The organism is Faecalicatena contorta (assembly GCF_021531995.1).
GTDB classification, from domain to species: Bacteria; Bacillota; Clostridia; order Lachnospirales; family Lachnospiraceae; genus Dorea_A; species Dorea_A contorta_A.
Window position 1 is genome coordinate 1 of record NZ_JAFBIZ010000008.1, and the last position, 25,054, is coordinate 25,054.

The following is a 25,054-nucleotide window of genomic DNA, read 5'->3' on the forward strand; positions in this document are numbered from 1 at the left end:
GAATTATGATGAACAGATTGTACCGCCATCCGGAGGCGGAAGGAAAGCAGTGGGGAACAGATATGAAAAAAGATTATATGGAAGCCTGTATGAATGCCACACGCCAGCGAATCATACAGGTCATCATGATAAAAAAAGAGGCAACATCTGCAGAGATTGGGGAGGAACTGCCGGATATTCCGAGAGCCAGTCTTTATCGCCATATAAAAGTGCTTCTGGATGCGGAGATCATTACTGTGGTGAAGGAAGAGTTTAAGCGTGGTTCTGTGGAGAAGACCTATGCAATTGCATCGCAGGTGCCCTATGAGAATACCAATGAGGAGTATAGTGGTCTGATCCAGTCGGCACTGATGGGACTGCAGGGAGAATTTTATCGATATTTTCACGGAGAGAATCCCGATCCGCATAGAGATCTTCTTACGGTCGCATCAGCTTCTCTGATGATGAGTGATGAGGAAACGATGGATTTTATCAAGGCTTATGGAGATCTCATTCAAAAATATGTACAAAACAAACCGGCGGAAGGGAGAAAGGTGAGAAAGGTTACATTTATTATATCACCGAATGAGTAGTTTAAATGGTAACAAAAATGATGAAAAATATCTTATTACTTGAAGATGATGAAAACTTAAACAGAGGAATCACTCTGAAGCTCGGCAAGGAAGGATATCATGTGTATTCTGCTTATTCGATAGCGGAAGCACAATCCATATTCAACAAAGAAAATATCGACCTTGTCATTAGCGATATTATTTTGCCGGATGGAAATGGATTGGATTTTGGTCATAAGGTAAGGGAAAAAAGCAATGCAGTATTGATCTATCTGACAGCGATGGATCAGGAAATCGATATTGTAAACGGATATGATACCGGTGCGGATGATTATATCACAAAACCTTTTTCTGTGAATATCCTCACATCGAAAGTCAATGCTTTTATGAGAAGATTGGGCAATCATGAACAGGGAGTGTATGTTTCGGATGATATCGAGGTGTTTGTAAATGATATGCAGGTGAAAAAAGCAGGAGCTCCTGTTACATTAAGCAAAACGGAGTTACAGCTCCTGATATTTCTTCTTGAAAATGCAGGGCATATTCTTTCCCGGGACAGTATTCTTGAAAAGGTATGGGGACTGGATGGGCAGTTTGTGGATGATAACACCGTGGCAGTCAACATCAGCCGGCTTAAGAATAAGCTTGGAACAGACTGCATTGAAAATGTTAGGGGACTTGGATATTTATGGACGGAAAAGGTAAACAAAAAGTAAAGGTAATATGCCTGATTCTGGGTGTGACAGCACTGATCGTAACTGTTTTTGTATGCAAAGTATTATCTGAGAATCGAATCCTAGAAGAGCAAAAAAGGGAATTATCCATTATTTATCCGGAGATTGCCGATGGACTGAACGAGAATATTGAGTATTATGCAGGTAAGAACATTCGGATCGATATTCTGATTATGGTGGCGCTCATTCTGCTGACAAGGATTGCCCTGGCGGTTACATATTATTTATTCACCTCGTCAATGAAATACAGAATAATACAAGTGGAAATGGACCGTGGAAGCACTGGTCAATGTCCTGGATAACGCACTGAAGTATTCGCCGTCCGGAACCACAGTCAGTATTCATGTGAACTGTCTGGTAAACCATGTCCTGATTCGGGTTGAGGATGAGGGAATCGGAATTCCGGAAGGGGAATTACATGAGATATTCAAGAGATTTTTCCGGGGCAGCAATACGAAGAATACTGTTAAGGAAGGGGCAGGCGTAGGTCTGTACCTTGCAAGAAATATTATTGAGCAGCAGGGTGGTTCCATTGTTGCGAAAAGAAAAAACGGGAGTGGGAGTATCTTTCAGATTATGCTTCCGTTATTGGATTCCGAAAAAAATTAGACCCTTACAAAACTGTAATTGTTTTTGTAAGGGTTTTGTAACGTCCGGGAGATCAGATTAGAATATCAAAAATAGAAAGAAGGAAAGCAAAGAAAGAAGAGATCATGGGAATACTGGAACAGATCGGACTCGAGGATAAGGTGGAGGCTATGCCAAATACTTTATCCGGTGGACAGAAGCAGAGAGTTGCCATCGCAAGAGCATTAGTAAGCTCGCCGGCAATTATTCTGGCGGATGAGCCGACCGGAAATACATAGGAGATGTTATTGATGTCGTAACCCGGAACGGTGACGAGAAATGCCGGAAACAATTGGAGATTGCAGCGATCGGAGACTATGATCTGGGATTTACAAGATATAACTATCTCATCATGGCAGAGGAAGGGCTTCGATCCTTCAGCAGCTATAATCTGAATATGTATTACCGTATTTTTGCAAACAAAAAATATGATGCAGATGTAGAAGCAAAGTTGAAGACAATGATTGAAGAAAATGGCAGAATTCAGATGGAGACCTGGAAATCTTATTATGATGAGTGGAAGTCTTCGATGACTTTGACAAGAGGTGCCTGCTATGCATTTCTTGGGATCCTGGGGGCGATCTGCATCATGAATATGATCAATACGATGATTCACAGTGTCCATGTCAGGAAAAAAGAAATCGGTATGCTGCAGGCGGTCGGTATGACAGACTCGCAGCTTTTGAAAATGCTGCAGTTCGAAGGATTATTTTACACAGTCGGAACGTTGATTGTTGCAATCGGAGGTGGAAGTCTGGCAGGATATCCGGTTTTCTTATGGGCAAGAGAACATGGAATGTTCAGTATCAGAAATTATCATTATCCTCTGGAAGTCGCTCTTATTATGATTGCCCTGCTTATATTTGTACAGATTATTCTGGTAGTTGTAATTGAAAAATCGTTGAAGAAGGAATCACTGATCGACAGAATACGATTTGCCAATTAAGATAATTCCGTGTAAAACAGGCCTAAATCCGTGTGATGGAAGCCTGTTTTTGCATTTGGTGATAATCTAAGAAAGGAATCGACAGAAGTAATGGCTTATATGCAGTTGGAAATGCCCTGCAGAGTATTATAGAGAGGAAAGGAGTATGTACATGAAAAAAGTAATTTTGGGTGTAATGGTTGTTATTTTGTCTATCACACTTTGTGCCTGCAGCGTAAAGTCAGACGAAAAGGACTCAGGCAGTACAGAGAAAGAAGAGACGCAGGATGCGGGAGAATTGGAGATAACCGTTTCGGAAGAAGAGGAAGAAGCAGGAAATGAGCCAGCGGGTGACGCAACAGAAAAAACGAATGCAGAAGGCAATTATCCGGGAGAAGATGTAGTAGAGATTGTAAATCTTCGTGGAGATAAGACGACCGTATATAAATTGGCAGATGGAACTTATCTGGATCGTATAGAGCGGCATTTTACCTATAACGGAACGGATACTTGGACGGACGAGGACGGGGCAGAGTGGAATGAAGTTGTAAAATAGAAACACTTGACAAATAAACGGTCGTTTACTAAAATGTATGTAAACGACCGTTTACAAGTGCGAAAAGAATGATTCTATTACATGTCACATGGGGGAATGCAATATGGCTGATACAAAGGAGAAGATATTAATAACGGCATTGCAGTTATTTGCAAGGGATGGCTATGAGGCTGTATCTGTCAGAACGATTGCTGAGGAGCTTAACATAACAAAAGGTGCACTGTACAGGCATTATAAAAACAAGCGTGCCATCTTTGACAGCATTGTTGAACGAATGATACAGATTGACGCAAAACGTGCCAGGGATTACCGGGTGCCGGCTGAACAATATGATACAATGCCGGACTCATATGAACATACATCTGTGAAGGATATTCAAAAGTATACCATTGAACAATTAATATTTTGGACAGAGGATGATTTTGCATCTCCGTTTCGAAAAATGTTAACTTTGGAGCAGTACAGAAATGAAGAAATGGCAGAGCTTTACAGCCAGTGTCTGATTGCGGGACCGGTTGCATATATGGAAGACTTGTTTCGCGAGCTGATAAAAAAAGGCGTATTGAAAAAGGAAAATCCCAGACAGCTTGCGGTAGAATATTATGCTCCGCTTTTTCTTCTGATCAGTATGTCCGATAAAGCCGGGAATAATGAGGAGTATATCGATATTATCAGCAATCATACGAAACATTTTATACAGAGTCATATGTTGAATCCGGGAGAGGAGAATGAGTGATATGAAAAATGAGGTTCCTATGAGACAGTATGGTCTGTCTGAGACTTTTGAAAAATCGTCGGAGCAATTTGCAGGCTTGAACGTTGCGCGGGTTCTTTCGCAGGAAAAAGGAATATACCGGCTGGTTTCTTCACAAGGAGAAAAACTGGGAGAGATATCAGGAAGATTTCACTATGAGATACAGACAAAATCAGAGTATCCGGCAGTCGGTGATTTTGTGATGGTGGACTGGAATGAAAATGGCGGCAACGCAGTGATCCATCATGTGCTTCCGCGAAAAAGCAGTTTTATCCGAAAAGCTGCCGGTGAAAAAAATGAGGAGCAGGTGGTTGCTGCCAATATTGATACCGTTTTTTTGTGTATGTCCCTGAATAACGATTTTAATCTTCGACGATTAGAACGCTATGTTTCGATTGCCTGGAACAGTGGTTCATTACCGATTGTTGTACTGACAAAATCGGACTTGTGTGAGGATCTGGATCATAAGATTATGGAAGTGTCTTCTGTTGCAGCAGGTGTGGATATTCTGGTGACAAACGCGAAGGAGCAAACAGGTTATGAGCAGATATACCCGTATCTTACCGAGGGAAAGACCATCGCATTTATCGGTTCCTCCGGTGTGGGAAAGTCTACCTTGATCAATTGTCTTCTGGGGAAAAAATATCTGGATACCAATGGACTGAGAAATGATGATAAAGGACGGCATACGACAACGCATCGTGAGCTGATCCTATTGCCGTCCGGAGGCATGGTGATCGATACACCGGGAATGCGTGAACTTGGGATGTGGGATGCCGGAGACGGAATCGATCAGACATTTTCAGATATCGAGGAACTGGCACGAAAATGTCGGTTCCGTAATTGTACACATTTTGCAGGCACACCGGGCTGTGCGGTGCAGGAGGCTGTGGAACAAGGAAAATTAGCGATTGATCGACTTCGTTCTTATCAAAAACTGATGAATGAGAATCGATATGCGGAAGATACAGAAGGGTATTTGGCTGAAAAAAAGCAAAAATTTAAAACGATTGCAAAAATCAATAAAAGAAACAGGAAGGGATAAAAATGAATACGAACAATGTTAATATTCGCTTAGAAAAAGAAGAAGAATATCGAGAAGTAGAAAATCTGGTAAGAGAAAGTTTCTGGAATGTCTATCGTCCGGGATGCTATGAGCATTATGTGCTGAATCAGCTTCGAGACGATCCGGCATTTGTTCCGGAACTTGATTTTGTGATGGAACAGGATGGCAGGCTGATTGGTCAGAACATGTTTATGAGAGCAAAGATCAAGGCAGATGATGGCAGAGAGATCCCGATCATGACGATGGGACCGATCTGCATTACACCGGAACGAAAGCGAAAGGGATATGGGAAAATTCTTTTGGACTATTCATTAGAAAAAGCGAAGGAACTTGGCTGTGGCGCTGTTTGCTTTGAAGGCAACATTGACTTTTATGGCAAGAGTGGATTTACCACGGCAAGTACCTTCGGCATTCGTTATCATGGCTTGCCGGAAGGAGAAGATGCGACCTTCTTTTTGTGTAAGGAATTGATTCCGGGATATCTGAATGGCATTACCGGTGAGTATGCAACACCACAGGGATATTATGTGGATAAAGCAGAGGTGGAAACATTTGATAAGGAGTTTCCGATAAAGGAAAAATTAAAACTTCCGGGACAGTTATTCCAGGAAGAATGATCATATGGGGCAACCAGACATAACAAAAATTTGATGATTTTGACATCTTTGTGTCATGGATTATCGGGCAACTATAGATTACAATTTTCATAAGATTAAGAAGAAAAAGAAAGGATACTTATGAAAAAAGTGATGAAAATAGTTGGGATAGTTGTTTTGATTGTAATTGTAATGTTGGCAGCGGCTTTTGGTTTTTACTGGTACAAAAATATGCACTGGTACGATAAGTATGAGAAAGCACTAAAAGAGGTGAGAGCAGAAGAAAAGCAGGTAACACTGCCTGACGGAAGCATAATAAACTATGGAGAAGTGGAGAATGACAGACCGGCACTTCTGCTGATCCACGGACAGATGAGTATGTGGGAAGATTATGCACTTGTACTGCCTGAGCTAAGTAAAAACTGGCATATCTATGCGGTAGATGTATATGGTCATGGAGAATCTTCGCATGACGAGAACCTGTATTATCTTGATGTAAACGGTGATGATTTGATCTGGTTTATTGATCATGTGATAGGTAGTCCTACGGTTGTGGCGGGACATTCCAATGGAGCAATTACGGCTGCTTATCTTGCAGCTTCTGGCGGTAAAAATATAGCAGGTGCGGTGCTGGAAGATCCTCCGATCTTCTCTACAGAAGGAGAGGGATGGGAAGAAAGTTTTGCATATCTGGACACCTATCAGCCGCTTCACGACTATAATGAGTCTGCAAAAAAAGAATGCTGGGAAGCATATTATCTGAGAAATTGTTATTGGGGGAAACTGTTTATGAAGAATGCCATGCCCGGTATCGCAGATTATGCGGAAAAGTATCATCAGAAGCATCCGGATGAAGCGGTTCGGATTGGATTTCTTCCGTCTTCAATATGGTTTGTATTCGAATATGCAAAAGAGTATGATTTTGCATATGGTGAGAGGTTCTATGATCTGAGCTGGAATCACGGATTGACACATGAAGAGATACTGTCTTCAATTAAGGTTCCCTGCATATATCTACATGCAAAAGAGAGTATCAGCGAAAACGGGACTTTGCTTTGTGCCGCATCCCGTGAACAGGCAGAACGTGCGGTGTCTTATATTGGCGACAACTGCCGTCTGGTCGAAACAGATACCAGCGACCACATCATACATACGGTTCACAGTGATGTTTATATTACAGCAGTAAATTCGCTGCAGGAGTAAGGAGGACACGATGCTAAAAGAAAATTTGATTATGCTGCGCAATATCCATGGATTTTCACAGGAAACACTGGCTGAAAAAATCGGTATTTCACGTCAGGCATATGCAAAATGGGAGAGTGGTGCTACGATTCCCGATATTGAAAAATGTAAGCGGCTGGCAGACGTATATGGAATTACAATTGACAGTCTGTTAAAATCGGAGACAATCGATGGGAAAACGGCCATACCGCCGGCACCGAAAGGAAAAAACATCTGGGGATCCATTACAATCAATGAACGGGGACAACTTGTCATCCCCAAGGCGGTACGGGATATATTTGGTCTTACCGGAGGACAGAGATTAATTGTTCTAAGTGATGATCAGGAGGGAATCGCGCTTGTTCCTGCGGAAGTTTTTGAGGCAAAGGTGAAAGAGACCATGAACTTTGCTTCCATAAAATCAGAGGATTTCTGAAAAAAGGCACATTTACCTATAATATGTACCTATCGAAACGTATGGAGAAAGAGTATAATTAATCATATACAACATGAAAAGGAGACGAATATGAGAAAGAAATGTGAACTTTTAATCAACAGCATCAATGAAGGGAAATACACCGGCCGTGAGATTGTACTTTCGGGTGCTGTGTTGTTTTTGACGGGAGTTTTGTTAGGAATGATATTTTCGCCACGGAAAAATCAGGTGATTGGCAGCCATAACGGAAATGGAATCTGTAAAGGAAATGAAGCGAAAGCGGAAGACAAAAATAACAATCGATAATCATTATCGGAGCTGAAGAATGTATGGGAAGATGGGATCCATGGAGAGGCTGTCACAGGTGCAGCGAAGGATGCTAAGGTGGTAAGGGTATGGCCGATGACTTGTGAGAATGCTCACAGGACATCGGCTTTGTGTATCTACCGGCGCTATAAAAATGACACATTTCACTGCAAAATACATCTATCGGGTTAACAGAATGTTTTTTATAATGGTTGTAAAGACAGGGAAAGATGCTTTTGAATGAAATCAATCAGCGGAGGAATGAAAAGATGAACAAAAGACTTTATAAATCAAAAGAAAATAGAATGTTGGATGGTGTCTGCGGTGGTATTGCAGAATATCTGAATGTGGATCCTACATTTGTCAGGCTTCTTTGGGTATTGTTCTGTGTTATGGGAGGCAGCGGGATTCTGGCATATATTATTGCCGCAATCATCATTCCGCCAACTCCGTAATGCTGACGGGTGTGAGAGATACAGGAGATCAGGACATGCATGAAGTAAATGTAAAAGGAATTCTTTCGGCACAGAACGGAATGAATATATACAGAGGATGTACACATGGCTGTATATACTGTGATGCCAGAAGCACCTGCTACCAGATGAGCCATGATTTTGAGGATATTGAGGTGAAGATCAATGCACCCGGGCTTCTGGAGCAGGCACTTCGCAGGAAACGGAAAAAATGTATGATCGGCACCGGGGCTATGAGCGATCCGTATCTGCATCTGGAAAAAAATCTTCGGCTGACAAGGCGTTGTCTGGAATTGATCGATGAGTATGGGTATGGGCTTTCGATTCAGACAAAATCGGATATGATCCTGCGGGATCTGGATCTTTTGAAAAGGATCAATCGAAAGACAAAGTGTGTTGTTCAGATGACATTGACGACTTACGAGGAAGATCTGTGCAGGATACTGGAGCCGCAGGTCTGTACGACGAAGCGCAGGATTGAAGTGCTGAATATTATGAAAGAAGAAGGGATTCCTACAATCGTATGGATGACACCGATTCTTCCGTTTATCAATGATACCGAAGAAAATATGATGCAGTTGCTGGAGGAATGCCGGAAAGCAGAAGTATATGGAATCATGACTTTCGGAATTGGAGTAACGCTCAGGGACGGGGATCGGCAGTACTTTTATCAAAAACTGGATCAGTATTTTCCGGGAATGAAAGAGCGGTATATCAGAACTTACGGGAATGCCTATGAACTTCCGGTGCCACAGGAGAAAGAACTGATGAATCTGGTGCGAAGGAAATGTACAGAGGCCGGGATAGAATACAGAACGAATCAATTATTTGAATATATGCATAGGTTCGAGGATAAACTGGCCGGAGAACAGTTGTCCTTATTTTAAGTATTGCAAAAAAACTGGAGGATATTAACTTATGAATCAATCAGATACCATCATAAAAATTGAACATTTAAACAAATCGTTTGGTGATGTAAAAGCGGTAAGAGATCTGAGCTTTCAGGTGAAAAAAGGAGAATTGTTTGCGTTTCTGGGAGTCAACGGTGCCGGAAAGAGTACGACGATCTCCATCATCTGCGGTCAGCTTCAAAAAGACAGCGGAACAGTACTGGTAAATGGTATGGATGCGGAACATTCGATGGAGGAAACCAAAAGAGCGATTGGGGTTGTGTTTCAGGACAGCATTCTGGATCGGCCGCTGACGGCGAAGGAAAATTTGAAAAGCCGTGCGGCCCTGTATGGAATTACAGGGAAAGATTTTGAGAACAGATTAAGAGAATTGTCAGAAATACTTGATTTTAAGGCGTTTATGAATCGGCCGGTCGGAAAGCTTTCCGGAGGGCAGAGAAGAAGGATCGATATTGCAAGGGCGCTGATCCACAGACCGGAAATCCTGATCCTGGATGAGCCGACCACAGGTCTGGATCCGCAGACCAGGAAACTGATCTGGAATGTCATTGAACATCTGAGAACCGAGGAGAATATGACGGTATTCTTAACAACACATTACATGGAGGAGGCAGCTTCTGCGAGTTATGTTGTGATTCTTGACAGTGGAAGTATTGTTGCGGAAGGTACCCCCCTGGAACTTAAGAACCGCTATGTGCAGGATTATGTGTCCCTGTATGATGTAACAGAAGAGGAGATAAAAACACTGGGTATGGAATATAAAGCCATCCGCGACGGATACCAGATCGCCGTTTCTTCAACGGCGGCTGCTACAAAGCTAATTGTGTCTCATCAGGGGTTGTTCAGAGACTATGAGGTGGTCAAAGGAGGCATGGATGATGTGTTCCTTGCGGTTACCGGAAAGTCACTTGGAGGGGAGAATCAGTAGGTTATGAAAACATTATTCGCATTGATTAACAGAAACAGGAAGTTGTTTTTCAGAGATAAAGGAATGCTCTTTTCCTCTCTGATCACGCCAATCATTCTGATCGTTTTATACGGTACCTTTTTGGCAAATGTGTATAAGCAGTCATTTGAGTCATCACTTCCGGAATTCATGGATGTGTCAGAGAAACTGATTAACGGGACGGTTGCTTCACAGCTTGCAGCAGCTCTTCTTGCAGTAAGCTGTGTTACAGTAACATTCTGTGTGAATCTGACAATGATTCAGGACAGAGCCAATGGTTCAAGGAAAGACTTTAATGTGGCACCTGTGAAAAAGCCTGTCATATATCTTGGGTATTTTTTCTCTACGGTACTGAATTCACTGATGGTGAATCTTCTGGCACTCGTCATATGCCTGGCATATATCAAGACAATGGGATGGTATCTGAATGCAGGAGATATTGTGTTACTGGTGATTGATATTGTTGTTCTGATCCTTTTTGGTACGGTTCTGTCCAGTATCGTATGCTATCCGTTGAAGACACAGGGGCAGATGTCTGCGGTAGGCACCATTGTAAGTGCAGGTTATGGATTCGTCTGCGGCGCATATATGCCAATCTCAAATTTTTCGAAGGGTCTGCAGAAGGGAATGTCATATCTTCCCAGTACATATGGAACTTCCATGCTTAAGAATCACATGCTTCGAGGCGTGTTTGAAGAGATGGAAGCGAAAGGGTTTCCGGGTGAGGTGGTTACGGGAATCGCAGATTCATTGGACTGCAATCCGGTGTTCCGTGGTCATGTAGTCACCACGACAGAAATGCTGATCATAATGATCGGGGCAGTGCTGTTGCTGGGAGCAGTATATCTTGTGATGACTGCAGTTCCGGAAAAGAATCAGGGATAAACGAAAATATGCTCTTGACTCTCCCCTTATGGGGAGACTGTACAATGACTCCAGATTGAATAGAAATGAAGGAGGATGAATCATGAAGATGAAGACTGATCGAATCATAATCAGAGGACTAAAGCAGAACAATCTGAAGAATATATCGCTGGAAATACCGAAGAATCAGATTGTTGTATTTACCGGTGTGTCCGGTTCCGGAAAGTCGAGTATCGTATTTGATACGATTGCTGCAGAGAGTCAGCGTCAGATGAACGAGACATATACTGCCTGGGTCAGGGGGCGGCTTCCCAAATACGAAAAACCGAATGTGGAATACATTGATAATCTGAATCCTTCCGTTGTGATCGATCAGAGCAGGCTGGGCGGAAACGCCCGGTCTACCGTGGGAACCATCAGTGATATGTATGCTTCTTTACGGCTTCTTTTTTCCCGGATCGGGGAACCACATATCGGACCGGCATCTTATTTTTCCTTTAATAATCCGAATGGGATGTGTAAAACCTGTGCGGGTATCGGAAAGATCATGGAACTGGATATTCATAAGCTGATCGATGAAGAAAAGACGTATGAGGAAGGAATCTTTCATCTTCCGGCCTTTGGACCGGGAAAATATTACTGGAAGCTGTACCGGAGACCGGATCTGTTTGACGTTCATAAGAAATGGAAGGATCTGTCGGAAGAGGAACAGAATATTCTTCTGTATGGAAGTCGTACCAAAGACGGGGAAAGACTGGACAAGAAAATAGAAGGTGTATATAACCAGTTTAAACGGCTCTGTCTGATGAAGGGGCCGGAGGAACAAAGTGACCATACACTGAAGAAGATCAATCAATATATGGATGAGATCGTATGTCCGGACTGCAAAGGGGCCAGACTGAATCCGGAAGCTTTATCCTGTCGCATTCATGGATATCACATCATGGACATGTGCGAGATGGAATTTTCAAGGCTGTATGAGGAACTTAAGAAGATTACGGATCCCAGAGCGCAGTCGATTGTACGATCACTGACGGAAGCGCTGGGCCGCATGATTGATATAGGCCTGCCTTACCTCAGTATGAACCGGGAGTCTTCCACGCTGTCGGGAGGTGAAGCACAGAGACTGAAGCTGGTACGTTATATGGGAAGTTCTCTGACGGGGATGATCTATATCTTTGATGAGCCCAGTACAGGGATGCATCCAAGAGATGTTCACAGGATGATCCGTCTGCTCGAGAGCCTCAGAGACAAGGGAAATACGGTTCTGGTGGTGGAGCATGACCGGGATATCATCCGCATTGCGGATCAGGTGATTGATGTGGGACCGCTTGCGGGAAAGGGCGGCGGACAGATCCTGTTTCAGGGTAGTTATGAAAATCTGCTTTTGTCCGGTACCAGAACCGGTGATGCGATGAAAGAAAAGATTCCGGTAAAGGAAGTACCGGAAAAACCAACCGGGTGGCTGCAGGTAAGAGATGCAGCTGTTCACAACCTGAAGCATGTGAATGTAGATATTCCGCTGGGTGTGCTTACTGTTGTGACCGGGGTTGCGGGATCGGGTAAATCTTCTCTGATCCGGGATGTGTTTGCCAAAGAGTATGAGGATCGTGTGGTTCTGGTGGATCAGAGCGCAATCACTGCAACGGGGCGTTCGACGGCCTGTACGTATCTTGGATTCTTTGACGAAATTCGTAAGGTATATGCCAGAGCCTGTCAGAAAGATGCGGGACTTTTTTCCTTCAACAGCAAAGGAGCCTGTCCGGCCTGCAAAGGACGGGGAACCATCACCACAGAACTGGTATTTATGGATCCGGTAACCACTGTCTGTGAAAGCTGTGGCGGAAAGCGTTACAGTGAGGAGGCACTACAGTGTAAGTACCAGGGAAAAAGTATTGTAGAAGTACTGGATATGAGCGTAGAAGATGCGGCAGAATTCTTTCGGGATAATACAAAGATCAGGAAGCATCTGGAGGCACTTCTGGAGGTGGGACTGCCTTATCTGTCTCTCGGACAGCCGTTATCAACCTTAAGCGGCGGAGAACGCCAGAGAGTAAAGCTTGCAAAAGAATTGCGCGGAAAAGGGCACATCTATGTGCTGGATGAGCCTACCACCGGGCTGCATGCTTCTGATATCCGTACATTAATGGAATTATTCGAATCCATGATTCGGCACGGCAATACTGTGATCGTCATTGAGCATAATACAGATGTCATGAAGATGGCAGATTATATCATTGATATCGGACCGGATGGCGGAACACACGGAGGGAAAGTTGTATTTACCGGAACACCTCTCGAGATGCTGAGTAACGGGCATACGATCACGGCAAAGTATCTTGCAGAATCATAAAACCATGAAAAAGAGATCTGTTGCTCAGGAGCGGCAGTATTTTTTGATGTACTCTTTTGGATAGATCCCAAAGTGCTTGTGAAATATTCTGGTGAAATAACTTTGATCACAAAATCCACAATGCCTGCTGACAGTCTGAAGGTTCTTTCCGTTCTTCAGCTGTTCGCAGGCTTTCTGCAGTTTTATACAGGTAACGAACTCGATCGGTGTCATGTTCAGATGGAGCTTAAAGTATCTCTGAAGAGAGCGCACCGACAGATTCAAGGCATTGGCAAGAGAGGTGACGGTTAATGTGGAGTAGTGTTCGTCTATGTAGGGCAAGATATAATAAAGTTTTGTTGCCTTCTGCATGATCAGTCGGTCGAGACTCAGATAATCCATTGTACCCTGAATGGCAATGATCTGCTCATTCGTGTCAAAGACCGGATACTTACTGGTCTTTGACCAGCGAAGAGAACCGGAGGGAGACACCACCAGTTCATAGATATCAGGCATGGGTTGTCCGGTTTCCTGAATGTGCAGATCGTCGTTGCGATATTTGGCAGCAAGATGCCAGGGGAGGATGTCAAAATCCGTTTTTCCGATGATGTCAGATTTGGATTGCAGATGATACTGGCATACGAGTGCGTCATTGACAAACACCAGAACGCCGTTCGTATCTTTTAGAAAAAAGCTGGTCTCATGATTCTGATCCCACAGACTGAAAAGGGAAGAGAAAGAGACTGTTTTTAAAAAATCAAGTGTTGTTACTTTGCGAGTCATATGAATCCTCCTGTTATATATAAAAAACCGATGATATGTCGTAAATATACTAAACCGTGTCGCTTTCTTCAAATATGTATATGCTATATTTAATTATAGGAAATAGACAAAAAAAGTCAATAAAATGAGGAAGAATCAGTCAAACTGTAAGAAGGAGGGACGGAAATTGAAAAATGTAAATGTAGCGATCGTAGGTCTTGGATTTGGCGCAGAATTCATACCGATCTATCAGGCATATCCGGGTGCCACTCTTGTGGCAGTCTGTCAGAGAACGGAAGAAAAGCTGAAAGCGCTGGGAGAACAGTGGAAGATACCGAAGCTATATACGGATTATGATGAATTACTTGCAGACGATGAGATTGATGCAGTACACATCAATACACCGCCACAGCTTCATGCAGATATGATATGTAAGGCGCTTGAGGCAGGAAAGCATGCAGCATGTACGATTCCGATGGCTCTGTCTGTGGAAGACTGTAAGCGAATTGTGGATGCACAGGAAAAATCCGGGAAGGTCTATATGATGATGGAGACAACGGTTTACAGCCGGGAATTTCTTTATCTGGAGGAACTGTATCGCACAGGAAAGCTCGGAAAACTTCAGTTTTTAAGAGGATCCCATCCGCAGGATATGACGGGCTGGCCGGACTACTGGAAAGGGTTCCCGCCGATGCTGAATCCAACACACGCAATAGCACCTACTTTATCACTGGGAAGAAATCAGGCAGAAGAAGTATGCTGCTTTGGTTCCGGAACCATCGACAAATCCATGATTGACAATTACCACTCACCTTTTGCGGTTGAGACGACGCATATCCGATTCAAAGATTCCGATCTGTGTGCGGAAGTGACCAGATCTCTGTGGAATGTAGTCAGACAGTACCGGGAAAGTGTGGATGTATATGGTTCTAAGATGAGTTTTGAATGGCAGCAGACCGAAGATGGAAAACATGTCCTGTTTTGTGGAGAAAATGCAGAATATATAGAAGTTCCGGATTATGCGAAGCTTCTTCCGGAAGAGATTCGTCCATTTACTACACATTGTGTATACGATAATGATGATAATCAACATCTTTCTTTCGTACAGGGAAGCGGCCACGGAGGATCTCATCCGCATCTGGTACATGAGTTTATCTCTTCTATTCTGGAAGGAAGAGAGCCATATCCAAATGCAAAAATGGGAGCAAATATTACATGCAGCGGAATCCTGTCACATGAATCGGCACTTCGAGGAGGAGAGATCATCAAGCTTCCGGAGTGGACATGGAGTTAGTGTCAGAAGATAGAACAGGAGAGAAACAATATGACAATTACAGAAAGACTTGCTGATTATGCAATGTCGATCCATATGGATACGATCCACCCGGATGTTCGTACGATTGCAGAACAAAGTGTCACAGAGATCGTCGGCTGTATGCTTGCCGGTTCAAAGGAACGCTCTGTCAGGATGATGGAGGAATTGTATTCAGATATATGTGCGCCGGGAGAATATCGTGTGATTGGTGCTCCTGGATATGGCACGGATCTGCTGCATGCAGCCATGCTGAATGCGATGGAAGCACACGTCAGAGATTTTGACGATATCGTTGTGGGACTGGCGGGACACGCGACAATATCCGTATTTCCTGTGGCTCTGGTAGTCGGGGAGTATGTCGGCGCATCGGGGAATGAGGTGCTGGAAGCATATATTACCGGTGTAGAGATTGCCGGAACTCTGGGAAGAACTCTTTTTGCCGAAGGGTATAAAGCCGGATGGGATTCCAGCGGAACGGTTGGTATCTTCGGTGCGACGACTGCCGCAGCCAGGCTGCTTCAGCTTACCAGAGAGCAGCTTATACATGCACTGGGAATTGCAGTAAATGAAGCTTCCGGTACACGGTCAGTATATGGCTATATGAATAAAGATATCTCTGCAGGTCATACCGCCATGAAAGGAGTGTTCTGTGCACTTGCCGCACAGAAAGGGTTTGACAGTTGTCCGGAGTCTTTTGAGAATATAAGCGGCTATCTTGCTACATTTGCGGAGAAGCTGGATGAAGAACTGCTGGAACGTATCATAGGAGAGAGGATATCTGTTTTTCGGGAACCGGGAATCATTCGAAAGCTGTATCCTTCCTGTCGTGACACACATTGTGCAGTCGATGCGGCAATGGAACTTGCAAAAGAATATGCAGTGAATATAGAAGAAATAAGCCACGGCGTATGTTATGCACAGGAGACGGCTTTGTACAATGACCGTTTTCCGTATCCGGATTCCCCTTCTCAGGCAAAGTTCAGTATGCCTTATGGGGTGGCTCTTGCGCTGGCAGCTCAGAAGCTTACACTGGATGATTTTGATGGAGAAGAATTAATATATCCCAGGATCTCTGCGTTATGCAAAAAGCTGGATGTAGTCGCAGACGACCAAAGATTTTCCTCGGATGCAGTGGGAGGTGCTGAGATAGTGATCAGCATGAAGGACGGTACAAAATACAGGAAAAAAGTCGAGGTGGCAAAAGGCGATCCGTCAAGACCACTTGAGGAAAATCTGTTGAAAGAAAAGTTTATGGAATGTGTTCGATATGTTTCCGATACAGATCGTGCAGAAGAATTATATGAAAAATTGACCAACATTAGGCAGATCAGTAATATGAAGGGATTCATAGAATATGTGAATTCGATATTATGATAGGATTGGTATGAGGGGGATTATCCTGACAATAAAGGACGGGATAATCCCCTTTTTAATAAGAAGAAAAATGTACTGAAGTAATATAAATTATCTGTATTGTGCGAAAAGATGTGCAAAAAGACATGCAACAGTATAGGATTCATTGACAAATAAGTTCGTATTTTGTAAAATTTAATAAGATATTGTCGAGGTTTCGAGGGAGGGTCTTATGGCTTGTAAATGTAGGATATGTGGAGTGAATGATGTGGAATATGAAGGCGATGTGTGTGAATTGTGTGCGATCGGGCAGGATCCTTATGCATCTGCGATGCAGAGTGATAACACAAGAAAAGTTGCGCTTGACTATGCAGAGCCTCGCAATGATAAGGGAAGCACTCGTGTGATCGGAAGCGGAAGAACAAGAAAAGTGCTTCTGGGCGGTGGTGGATCTCTGGTAAATACGGATCCTTATGGAAACAGTATTGTTCCGGAAGCGGATGATCAGGTGCAGGTATATCAGGCGGGTCAGGTACCCGTTTCGTCTCAGGGACAGACGACGGTTGATTCAGGGAGTACAAAGCCAGGAGGAGCGCAGGCTGTAAAGTCAGCTGCCAAAGGAAATCAGCCGATATGCAGCGGAATTACAAAGAACATATCGGTGGATACACAGAAAAAGTCTATGATCGGAAAGTGGTTCCGGGCACTGTTTTCCGGGATTCCGATATCGCTGGATGATGATATTACAATGTTTCAGGTGTTCCCGGATTACACCGGAAGTGCACTGAATGCGCTGGGCAATGCCTGTGATCAGGTGATTGTGTATGGAAAAGTGAATTCCGGTGCAGTCGCTGAAAACAACGATGTAGAGATATATGGATACAGAGATTCCAACAATAATGTGGTCGCAAAGATGATCAAGAATAAGGCGAGCGGAACGACAATCCGCCCGGATCGTACAATTCCGGCTGCTGCAGCGTGGGTTATTACGCTTATCGTTTTCGGGATGTTATTCTGTATTTCCACTGCGTTTGGTACAGGTGGAATTGTATGGGCCATTATTATTGTACTATGCCTGACCGGTCTTCCGTTCATCCTTAAGATACTGGGTGTGCTCTTTGGGATATTCTTTACACGGAAAAAATAACGTAAGACGAGGCATGATATTATGAACGTACAGTATGGTTATACTTCTTCGGAAAAAAATATTGCAGTGTGCAGAAAAGAACTGGATATGATCCCCAATGGCAATTTTCGTTCCGACGGATATGAAGAATGCCGGAACATGCAGTTTTTGAAGATCTGTGGAATCACAAGATTCTGGACTTGTGAGGAGAATCTGAATACGGGGCTGATGGTGGGAGATATTCTGAACAGCTGTGCCAGACATGGTGTTCCGTTTGCATATGCTGTCATTGGAGACGAAGAAGGGATCAATATCTATGTCGGCACAATGAAGGTGCTGCTGGATAGCCTGAAATCTTCCTACGAATCGGAATATCCGGGGATTGATATGGAATATGTCCGTGAAAATCCGCTGCGGATCTGTCCGAGAGAATATGGAGGACTCTTTACAGGAATTCCGACGGATAAGGCGAATGCAGAAAAAAAGAGTTTTCAGATAGAGAATATCTGCCGGGGAATGCTTGGAAGAAAGTTTTCTTATATCATACTGGCTTCCGGAATCAGTAATATTGCCGTGACCTTTGGACATGAGAGAATTCTGGAGGAGATGGAACAGATCTTCTCGTTGATTAATCAGACAGTTTCCGGAGGAGCACAAGGCAATCTGACGGCACAGAAGCAGGACTTTCACAGTAAAAATTATTTTGAAAATCTTGAGATTCTGGAGGGATATCTGAAGGATGGCATCTCCAGAGGAATGTGGAGAATGAACGGGTATTATGCGTCGGACAATCAATTGGATGCAATGCGGCTCGGGAATATCATTAAGGCAAGTTTTTCCGGGGAAGAGTCCAGGCCGGAGCCATTTCGCGTGATCGAATACAATTCCATCAGAGACGTGATATCCAATACTTATATGATGGCGGATCTGATCGAGAATCAGGAACTTCATCCGCTGGGAAGATGGCACAGAGATGGATTTCCGCAGGATATCACACTTTATATCTATAAATTTCAGACATTACTGAACAGTGATCAACTGGCAACTCTGTGTCAGCTGCCTGCAAAAGAGTTTCCGGGATATTACATAGATGAATACGTAGAATTTGACGTGGCAGACAGGACAAAAGGAAGTATGCAGCATCCGGTAGAGATCGGAGATATCAGCATGGCCGGACGTAACAGCGGTCTGTCTGTAGAGAATAAATATTGTATCGAGAAAAATGATTTTACAAGACATGCTTTGATCATCGGAATCACCGGAGGAGGAAAGACCAATACATCCAAGTCGATTCTGAATACGCTGTGGAATGCCGGGGAGCGACGGGATCGGGTTCCCTTTATGGTAATCGAATCTGCGAAGCGGGAATACTGGGAACTGCGGAATCTGAAAGGTTTTGAGGATCTTCTGGTATTTACACTGGGAGCCGAGGCGACAGACACCTCTGTCAGATATCGTATCAATCCATTTGAAACGAATCCGGGGATCTCACTGCAGACGCACATAGATTATCTGTTGTCGACATTTAAAGCGGCATTTGATCTATATCCACCGATGCCGTATGTGCTGGAAAAGGCGGTGTATGAGATCTACAGCGACCGGGGATGGGACATCGTAGAAAACCGGAATCTGTATGGACTTACCGAGTATCCGACGCTTACAGATCTCTATAATAAGATCGCCGTAGTAGTAGACAATATGGGGTATTATCAGGAGGTACAGTCGAATGTAAAGGCCGCACTTCAGGCCAGGATATATTCTCTGATGATTGGCGGCAAGGGTGCCATGATGAATACGCACAAGTCGGTTCCGATCAGGGAGCTTTTGTCGAGACCGGTCGTTATGGAACTGGAGGATCTGGGGGACGACGAGACAAAATCCTTTGTCATCGGAATCTTACTGGTACAGTTGTATGAATACCGCAAATCACTCATGACAAAGGGAAGTAAGGAGCTGTCGCATATTCTGATGATCGAGGAGGCACATCGTCTTCTGAAAAATGTATCGGAAGGCGGTGAAGGAGGTAATACCAGGGCAAAATCGGTGGAATTTTTCTGCAATCTGCTTGCAGAGATCCGAACTTTTGGACAGGGAATTATTATCGCGGATCAGATTCCGACAAAGATCGCGCCGGATACGATAAAAAATACGAATCTGAAGATCGTGCACCGTACAGTCGCTCTTGAGGACAGAGAAGCTATGGGACGGGCGATGAACATGAGTCCGGAACAGATCGAGTATCTGAGTTCTCTGAGAAGAGGATATGCGGCAGTGTATGCGGAGGGAGATAATAAACCCAAATGTGTCAAGCTTCCGCTGGTACAGTCATTTTACGAGAAGAATCGACAGGATGTGATCCGGGAAGTGCAAAGGCGCGTACAGGAGATTGCCAGTGGCTATGATGTGGTTACAGAGCATCATATGGGCTGTACGTTCTGTGAACACCGATGCAGATATTACGACAGAGTCAAAACCTATATTGACAGCAGGGTAGATACAGAAAAAGTATTGGAAAAGTGGGCGGCCAGAAATTATCGTCCGGCCGTTCTGAGCATGTTTTTAAATGCAGGTCTGATGCAGGGACTGAATCAGGAAAACGATTTCGTCAGCAGATGTTGTATCGGATATATTCTGCAGAAGAGAAGAGATCTTAATGATGGGCAGCAGCAAAAAATCCTGGCTGACTATTTAAGATATATACACACACAATGAGGAGGGATTTAAATATGGCAGAAGTTACATCAATTCGACCGGCCGACCTGAGAGCAATTGAGAATAATCTGGGAGCGATCCACAGAGATCTTCAGACTCTGGATTCGGAGATCGGAGGCGTAAGAAATGACGTCAAAGTTGTGTATGATGAGATTGGCAGTCTTGCTGCTGAGTTTCACGACTTTGTAAATGTTCAGGTTCGGGCAAACAGACTGGGGCAGGCAGAAACCCGTCTGGTAAAGATTCGCCAGGAACTGGAAAAGAAGTATGGGCATTATGATATCGTAAGAAGAACGACGACAGGTATCCTTCAGGCAGATGATCTTGGAATTGTAAAGAAGGATACAATCAGCAGTGCAACGGAGGAAATCATGATCTCTACACCGGGATACTGGCTTGCACCTTGTCTGGTTGCGCTGGCTGCGTGGATCAATGATCAGCCGGAGCTGGCAGAAAAGGCATTGAAAGAAGGAATTAAACGCAATGATGAAAAGACCTCTCTGTTTTTTGCTCTGATCTGCAGAAGAGCAGATCGTAGACAGGCATGCCTGAAATGGACGCAGAGGTATCTGGAAAATCAGGATGAAGAAGATCTTGACAGAAAGGCGATTATTGTTCTGGATGCATATGCCGGCGGACTTCTGGGAGCAGATTCTGAGGGAGTGATCTCCAGACAGATTGGAGACTGGATGGAACATCTTTCCGAAAAACCGGGCTTTTTTGAAAATCAGACGACACAGTGGTCAGACGCTATTAATGCCAAGCGGGAGCCGATCGATACCAATTCTTATGTATACCTGAAGAAATACAGTAAGACATGGCCGATACTGGAGGATATTCTGGAAGGAGCCAATCTTCATGCCAAGATGCTGGATTACTTTACCAATATCTTTGCGCAGGAAGCATCTACGGATTCCATCAAGGAACAGCTGGATGAGATTCTGAACAGTCTCGTAACGGACTTTGATGATGAAGAATTGCCACTTAGAAAAGAAGAAAAGTTCGAACAGTTTGTAGTTGATTTTGGCGGAGATGAAAATAGAGCAAAACAGAGTATGACAATTGAACAGACTGCATTTGAAACGCATAAAGACTTTACTCAGTTACTGACAGATGCGGCAATGAAGCCGGAGAGTACCCATTCCAGTGTTTCTACGCAGAAATTTGCACTTGCACTTTCAAAAGAATGGGTAAGTAATGCATATAATGATGTGATTGCTCAGAATCGCATGAAAATACCAAATGAGATTGAGATCAATATTGATACATTTAATGATAAGACGACAGACGGACAGAATGAAGCAGAACTGATCTACAAGTTTAATACTCTTGTAGATAACGAAAAAGCAAACGCACTTGCACAGTGTGTGATGTCCGCATTTGATACATACAGCCTGTATGCGGGAGCAGCCGTTGCCGCAATTGGTGTGTTCATGTTTATTGCTGGAAACGTTTTTCTGGGTCTGATTGCACTGATCGCAGGAGCAGGACTGGTACTGAATCATTTCTCCAAGAAAAAGAAGGTTGAAGCAAATCGTCAGAGTATTGAGGCACAGTATGAACAAAAACGTACGAATGGTTCGCAGTTGATACGGGCAACGCTCGCAGAGGTGGTGGACTTCAGAGCAGAATATGCCGCAAAGGATGCAGAAAGCCAGAAGGTAGTAGACTTCCTGGAGCAGATATCTCCGGATCAGTATGTACGTAAACTTGCTGAGACTAACAGAAGAATCAAGATGTAGGGGGGAAGACCATGAATGCAAGATCTAAAGCGGATTTTATTAATTCGGTTGCGGGAGGAATGATACCATGCCCGAACTGTCAGAAATTGAATGAACCAGATTCCAAGTTCTGTGAAGCTTGCGGCACACGTCTGGTGAAACCGGAAGAGCCAAAGCCGGCTGCGACACCGGCATTTGAACCGGTGAAGAAGGCAGAGCCGGTTGTTGCACCGGCATTTGAACCGGTGAAGAAGGAAGAACCGGCTGCGGCACCGGCATTTGAACCGGTGAAGAAGGAAGAACCGGCTGCGGCACCGGCATTTGAACCGGTGAAAAAGGCAGAACCGGCTGTTGCACCGGCATTTGAACCGGTGAAGAAGGTAGAACCGGCTGTTGCACCGGCATTTGAACCGGTGAAGAAGGTAGAACCGGCTGTTGCACCGGCATTTGAACCGGTGAAAAAGGTAGAACCGGCTGTTGCACCGGCACTTGAACCGGTGAAAAATACAGAAGTGAGGCGGAAAGAGGTATATCAGGAACCGGAAAGTGTATTTGCAAAGGGCCTTCCGGATTGGGATATGGTACCTCCACAGGTTATGGTCAGGAGGAAAAAGAGATAATGATACCGGCACCACATACATATGCAGAATGGGTAAATGTACTTGAAATCTTCAAATCCAAATCGGATGACTTTGAAGTTCTGGAAGCAATGCAGAATGGCACGATCGAATGGCAGGCAGGAGTTGCAGACCGGTTTGTGAAGAGATTGATTGATGCTGTAAATGACAGGCTGAATCATGCAACAGACAAGTTGAATAAGGATATGCAGCGAGCAGGATGGAGTGAAGGCGCACTCGTTCAGGCATTACTTACAGCCAGAAAAGAATATGCTTTTCTGGCAAGAGCTATCAATTTGCCAGTATTGCCGGAAAAAGACAGACAGCAGTATGTACAATTAGTTGTTGATTATGTGAATGAAAGACAGGAGCAGCTGGAACAGTCTGCACTGGATAATCAGCGAAAATATGACAGGAGCGGAAAGCTGCTCAGCATTGTGAAAAATCACAAAGTGAATGCTATCTGAAAAGGAGAAGACTGAAATGAGCGATATTAACAAAAGTAAGGAACTGCTGAAAAGATATTCAATTGCACGAATTCCGTTTATCTCTATTAATACGATTGAGCCTGGGCGTACACTGGATGCGTTAAAAGAGATTGCAGATGAACTTCAGCTTCCGTTCTATGCACACACGCTGACAAAAGGGGTATATGATATCTCCACAGACAAGTCTCTGTGCGATGATAAGTCGGTATATGGAGCAATTGACTTTATGACAGAGCAGATGAAGAGAAAACAGTACCTCACGATTGTACTGACAGAGGTTCCGGATCTCAGTGCGGAAAACAGTGATTCGAAACAGATACTGGCACTTGTGAATCTGGCAAATGAATCCGGAGGAATGGTAATTGTGCTGACGAACAATTCTGTATGGAATCAGCTGCAGCGCCAGGGTATGACGATCAAGATCGATTTGCCGAATGAAGATGAGATGTATTCCATTATCAAAGAGTATATTGATGATTACCGGAATGAGATTCCGATCGAGTGGGACAATACGGATATTCGGGAGGCAGCATCCACACTGGCAGGTGTGACCCGTATTGAAGCGGAAAATGTAATTGCAGCATTGATTGCGAATAAGTGTATCCGCAAGTCTGATATGGATGAGATCCGCTATGCAAAGGACAGATTGTTCTCTGATATCTCCGGGCTTGAAAAAATTGATGTAGATGAGAGTGTCAAGGACGTCGGAGGTCTGGCGGGACTCCGAAAATGGCTGGATGAGAAAAAAGAGCTTCTGACTCCGGAAAAGCGTGATGAGCTCCGTTCCAAAGGCCTTCAGCCGCCGCGGGGAATTCTGCTGGTTGGTGTTCCGGGCTGTGGAAAATCTCTTTCTGCAAAGTCAATTTCCGCCAATTGGAAACTTCCATTGTATCGACTTGATTTTGCAACTGTTCAGGGAAGTTATGTGGGACAGTCAGAGCAGCAATTGAAGGATGCATTGACGACTGCGGAAAATGTATCTCCATGCATTCTCTGGATTGACGAGATTGAAAAGGGACTGTCCGGAGCCACAGGAGGATCAGGAGACGGCGGTGTATCGACCAGAATGGTAGGACAGTTTTTATTCTGGATGCAGGAGTGTAAAAAACAGGTGTTTGTGGTTGCAACTGCGAATGATGTATCCATGCTGCCGTCAGAACTTTTGAGACGAGGACGTTTTGATGAGCTGTTTTTTGTTGATCTTCCGACAGCAGAGGAAAGAAAAGATATCCTTGCCCTGTATATGCGCAAATATCTGAATCTTGAATTCAGCGGAGAGTTTGCAGATAAGATTGTAGAATTAAGTGATGGATTCACAGGTGCTGATCTGGAGTCGACCGTCAGAGATCTGGCATATCGGTCCATTGCAAATGATAATTTTGTTATGAGTGCAGAGAATATTATCAATGCATTCAATAATGTTGTGCCGCTTTCACAGACAAGTCCTGAAAAGATCGAGTCTATCAGGGACTGGGGAAAAGAGAGAGCCGTGCCGGCTTCCGGAAAACCGATTGGCGGAGAGCAGATTGCCCTTAAGAAGAGCGGACCAAAGACAAGAAAAGTATTAGTATAGCTGATCATGTCACAGACGCGGAGGACTATCTGTCATACAGAATGGGATCCGCGTCTGTTTTATGAAAGAGAAGATTTCAGTATTGATTA

General features: G+C 44.0%; 26 protein-coding genes and 1 pseudogene. 26 read left to right on the plus strand and 1 reads right to left on the minus strand.

Annotated elements, in window-relative coordinates; translation table 11 throughout:
• The 18 genes and pseudogenes from JQM82_RS01945 to JQM82_RS02030 form a co-directional block, all read left to right on the plus strand.
• The coding region (locus JQM82_RS01945; RefSeq protein WP_235248253.1) for a helix-turn-helix domain-containing protein at positions 1–572 on the plus strand (572 nt) is incomplete at its 5' end.
• Positions 573–592: 20 nt separating this feature from the next.
• A complete protein-coding gene (locus tag JQM82_RS01950) occupies positions 593–1,267 on the plus strand; it encodes a response regulator transcription factor (protein WP_334302955.1) in 675 nt (224 codons plus the stop codon).
• Positions 1,240–1,587 carry a hypothetical protein gene (locus JQM82_RS01955; protein WP_235248255.1) on the plus strand — a complete coding sequence of 116 codons (348 nt, stop codon included), beginning with the start codon at positions 1,240–1,242 and terminating at the stop codon, positions 1,585–1,587. The genes JQM82_RS01950 and JQM82_RS01955 overlap by 28 nt, the downstream gene beginning before the upstream one ends.
• The gene (locus JQM82_RS01960; RefSeq protein WP_235248256.1) at positions 1,559–1,894 is read left to right on the plus strand and encodes a sensor histidine kinase; all 336 of its coding nucleotides are present in this window, start codon (positions 1,559–1,561) and stop codon (positions 1,892–1,894) included. Before JQM82_RS01955 ends, JQM82_RS01960 begins: the two co-directional genes overlap by 29 nt.
• 71 nt (positions 1,895–1,965) lie before the next feature.
• A pseudogene (locus JQM82_RS01965) lies at positions 1,966–2,145 on the plus strand (ATP-binding cassette domain-containing protein); the annotation flags it as partial.
• Positions 2,146–2,204: 59 nt separating this feature from the next.
• On the plus strand, positions 2,205–2,858 hold the full coding sequence (locus JQM82_RS01970) for an ABC transporter permease (protein ID WP_235248257.1): 654 nt from the start codon (positions 2,205–2,207) through the stop codon (positions 2,856–2,858).
• Between the two features lie 151 nt (positions 2,859–3,009).
• The gene (locus JQM82_RS01975) at positions 3,010–3,393 is read left to right on the plus strand and encodes a hypothetical protein (RefSeq protein WP_235248258.1); all 384 of its coding nucleotides are present in this window, start codon (positions 3,010–3,012) and stop codon (positions 3,391–3,393) included.
• 103 nt (positions 3,394–3,496) lie between these two features.
• Positions 3,497–4,129 carry a TetR/AcrR family transcriptional regulator gene (locus JQM82_RS01980; protein ID WP_235248259.1) on the plus strand — a complete coding sequence of 211 codons (633 nt, stop codon included), beginning with the start codon at positions 3,497–3,499 and terminating at the stop codon, positions 4,127–4,129.
• Positions 4,122–5,192: a ribosome small subunit-dependent GTPase A gene (gene rsgA, locus JQM82_RS01985; RefSeq protein ID WP_235248260.1), complete on the plus strand. Its 1,071-nt coding sequence runs from the start codon at positions 4,122–4,124 to the stop codon at positions 5,190–5,192. The genes JQM82_RS01980 and rsgA overlap by 8 nt, the downstream gene beginning before the upstream one ends.
• 2 nt (positions 5,193–5,194) lie before the next feature.
• Positions 5,195–5,830, plus strand: a complete 636-nt coding sequence (locus tag JQM82_RS01990) for a GNAT family N-acetyltransferase (protein ID WP_235248261.1) — start codon at positions 5,195–5,197, stop codon at positions 5,828–5,830.
• 120 nt (positions 5,831–5,950) lie between these two features.
• Entirely contained in the window at positions 5,951–7,012 is a 1,062-nt protein-coding gene (locus JQM82_RS01995; RefSeq protein WP_235248263.1) for an alpha/beta fold hydrolase, read from the plus strand.
• A 10-nt stretch (positions 7,013–7,022) separates the two neighbouring features.
• Positions 7,023–7,466, plus strand: a complete 444-nt coding sequence (locus tag JQM82_RS02000) for a helix-turn-helix domain-containing protein (protein ID WP_235248264.1) — start codon at positions 7,023–7,025, stop codon at positions 7,464–7,466.
• A gap of 90 nt (positions 7,467–7,556) precedes the next feature.
• Positions 7,557–7,772 carry a hypothetical protein gene (locus JQM82_RS02005; protein ID WP_235248265.1) on the plus strand — a complete coding sequence of 72 codons (216 nt, stop codon included), beginning with the start codon at positions 7,557–7,559 and terminating at the stop codon, positions 7,770–7,772.
• Positions 7,773–8,041: 269 nt separating this feature from the next.
• Complete coding sequence (locus JQM82_RS02010) at positions 8,042–8,227, plus strand: PspC domain-containing protein (protein WP_235248266.1); 186 nt, start codon at positions 8,042–8,044, stop codon at positions 8,225–8,227.
• Between the two features lie 35 nt (positions 8,228–8,262).
• Entirely contained in the window at positions 8,263–9,132 is an 870-nt protein-coding gene (locus JQM82_RS02015) for an SPL family radical SAM protein (RefSeq protein WP_235248267.1), read from the plus strand.
• A gap of 31 nt (positions 9,133–9,163) precedes the next feature.
• Positions 9,164–10,084, plus strand: a complete 921-nt coding sequence (locus tag JQM82_RS02020) for an ABC transporter ATP-binding protein (protein ID WP_235248268.1) — start codon at positions 9,164–9,166, stop codon at positions 10,082–10,084.
• A gap of 3 nt (positions 10,085–10,087) precedes the next feature.
• Complete coding sequence (locus tag JQM82_RS02025; protein ID WP_235248269.1) at positions 10,088–10,987, plus strand: ABC transporter permease; 900 nt, start codon at positions 10,088–10,090, stop codon at positions 10,985–10,987.
• Between the two features lie 82 nt (positions 10,988–11,069).
• The gene (locus JQM82_RS02030) at positions 11,070–13,319 is read left to right on the plus strand and encodes an ATP-binding cassette domain-containing protein (protein ID WP_235248271.1); all 2,250 of its coding nucleotides are present in this window, start codon (positions 11,070–11,072) and stop codon (positions 13,317–13,319) included.
• Between the two features lie 24 nt (positions 13,320–13,343).
• Here JQM82_RS02030 and JQM82_RS02035 read toward each other — a convergent pair whose 3' ends face one another.
• Positions 13,344–14,081 (minus strand): helix-turn-helix domain-containing protein, encoded by a 738-nt coding sequence (locus JQM82_RS02035; RefSeq protein ID WP_235248273.1) that lies wholly within the window; start codon positions 14,079–14,081, stop codon positions 13,344–13,346.
• Positions 14,082–14,247: 166 nt separating this feature from the next.
• Here JQM82_RS02035 and JQM82_RS02040 point away from each other — a divergent pair, with 166 nt between their 5' ends.
• The 8 genes from JQM82_RS02040 (at position 14,248) to JQM82_RS02075 (ending at position 24,965) form a co-directional block, all read left to right on the plus strand.
• Complete coding sequence (locus JQM82_RS02040; RefSeq protein WP_235248275.1) at positions 14,248–15,354, plus strand: Gfo/Idh/MocA family protein; 1,107 nt, start codon at positions 14,248–14,250, stop codon at positions 15,352–15,354.
• 30 nt (positions 15,355–15,384) lie between these two features.
• Complete coding sequence (locus JQM82_RS02045; protein WP_235248277.1) at positions 15,385–16,749, plus strand: MmgE/PrpD family protein; 1,365 nt, start codon at positions 15,385–15,387, stop codon at positions 16,747–16,749.
• Positions 16,750–16,960: 211 nt separating this feature from the next.
• Positions 16,961–17,875, plus strand: coding sequence for a hypothetical protein (locus JQM82_RS02050; protein WP_235248278.1), 915 nt, complete (start codon positions 16,961–16,963; stop codon positions 17,873–17,875).
• A gap of 21 nt (positions 17,876–17,896) precedes the next feature.
• A complete protein-coding gene (locus JQM82_RS02055) occupies positions 17,897–20,566 on the plus strand; it encodes an ATP-binding protein (protein WP_235248279.1) in 2,670 nt (889 codons plus the stop codon).
• Between the two features lie 14 nt (positions 20,567–20,580).
• Positions 20,581–22,308, plus strand: a complete 1,728-nt coding sequence (locus tag JQM82_RS02060) for a hypothetical protein (protein ID WP_235248280.1) — start codon at positions 20,581–20,583, stop codon at positions 22,306–22,308.
• 11 nt (positions 22,309–22,319) lie between these two features.
• Positions 22,320–22,907 (plus strand): zinc ribbon domain-containing protein, encoded by a 588-nt coding sequence (locus JQM82_RS02065; protein WP_235248281.1) that lies wholly within the window; start codon positions 22,320–22,322, stop codon positions 22,905–22,907.
• Positions 22,907–23,371 (plus strand): hypothetical protein, encoded by a 465-nt coding sequence (locus JQM82_RS02070; protein ID WP_235248282.1) that lies wholly within the window; start codon positions 22,907–22,909, stop codon positions 23,369–23,371. Before JQM82_RS02065 ends, JQM82_RS02070 begins: the two co-directional genes overlap by 1 nt.
• Positions 23,372–23,387: 16 nt before the next feature.
• A complete protein-coding gene (locus JQM82_RS02075) occupies positions 23,388–24,965 on the plus strand; it encodes an AAA family ATPase (RefSeq protein WP_235248284.1) in 1,578 nt (525 codons plus the stop codon).
• Positions 24,966–25,054 lie beyond the last annotated feature (89 nt).

Coding starts and splice junctions, on each gene's coding strand:
- JQM82_RS02015 (WP_235248267.1), top strand. CDS start 8,263: ATGCATGAAGTAAATGTAAAAGGAATTCTTTCGGCACAGAACGGAATG.
- JQM82_RS02070 (WP_235248282.1), top strand. CDS start 22,907: ATGATACCGGCACCACATACATATGCAGAATGGGTAAATGTACTTGAA.
- JQM82_RS01990 (WP_235248261.1), top strand. CDS start 5,195: ATGAATACGAACAATGTTAATATTCGCTTAGAAAAAGAAGAAGAATAT.
- JQM82_RS02035 (WP_235248273.1), bottom strand. CDS start 14,081: ATGACTCGCAAAGTAACAACACTTGATTTTTTAAAAACAGTCTCTTTC.
- JQM82_RS01975 (WP_235248258.1), top strand. CDS start 3,010: ATGAAAAAAGTAATTTTGGGTGTAATGGTTGTTATTTTGTCTATCACA.
- JQM82_RS02010 (WP_235248266.1), top strand. CDS start 8,042: ATGAACAAAAGACTTTATAAATCAAAAGAAAATAGAATGTTGGATGGT.
- JQM82_RS02065 (WP_235248281.1), top strand. CDS start 22,320: ATGAATGCAAGATCTAAAGCGGATTTTATTAATTCGGTTGCGGGAGGA.
- JQM82_RS02000 (WP_235248264.1), top strand. CDS start 7,023: ATGCTAAAAGAAAATTTGATTATGCTGCGCAATATCCATGGATTTTCA.
- JQM82_RS01955 (WP_235248255.1), top strand. CDS start 1,240: ATGGACGGAAAAGGTAAACAAAAAGTAAAGGTAATATGCCTGATTCTG.
- JQM82_RS02030 (WP_235248271.1), top strand. CDS start 11,070: ATGAAGATGAAGACTGATCGAATCATAATCAGAGGACTAAAGCAGAAC.
- JQM82_RS01995 (WP_235248263.1), top strand. CDS start 5,951: ATGAAAAAAGTGATGAAAATAGTTGGGATAGTTGTTTTGATTGTAATT.
- JQM82_RS02060 (WP_235248280.1), top strand. CDS start 20,581: ATGGCAGAAGTTACATCAATTCGACCGGCCGACCTGAGAGCAATTGAG.
- JQM82_RS02055 (WP_235248279.1), top strand. CDS start 17,897: ATGAACGTACAGTATGGTTATACTTCTTCGGAAAAAAATATTGCAGTG.
- JQM82_RS02045 (WP_235248277.1), top strand. CDS start 15,385: ATGACAATTACAGAAAGACTTGCTGATTATGCAATGTCGATCCATATG.
- rsgA (WP_235248260.1), top strand. CDS start 4,122: ATGAGTGATATGAAAAATGAGGTTCCTATGAGACAGTATGGTCTGTCT.
- JQM82_RS02050 (WP_235248278.1), top strand. CDS start 16,961: ATGGCTTGTAAATGTAGGATATGTGGAGTGAATGATGTGGAATATGAA.
- JQM82_RS02075 (WP_235248284.1), top strand. CDS start 23,388: ATGAGCGATATTAACAAAAGTAAGGAACTGCTGAAAAGATATTCAATT.
- JQM82_RS01950 (WP_334302955.1), top strand. CDS start 593: ATGAAAAATATCTTATTACTTGAAGATGATGAAAACTTAAACAGAGGA.
- JQM82_RS02020 (WP_235248268.1), top strand. CDS start 9,164: ATGAATCAATCAGATACCATCATAAAAATTGAACATTTAAACAAATCG.
- JQM82_RS02005 (WP_235248265.1), top strand. CDS start 7,557: ATGAGAAAGAAATGTGAACTTTTAATCAACAGCATCAATGAAGGGAAA.
- JQM82_RS02025 (WP_235248269.1), top strand. CDS start 10,088: ATGAAAACATTATTCGCATTGATTAACAGAAACAGGAAGTTGTTTTTC.
- JQM82_RS01980 (WP_235248259.1), top strand. CDS start 3,497: ATGGCTGATACAAAGGAGAAGATATTAATAACGGCATTGCAGTTATTT.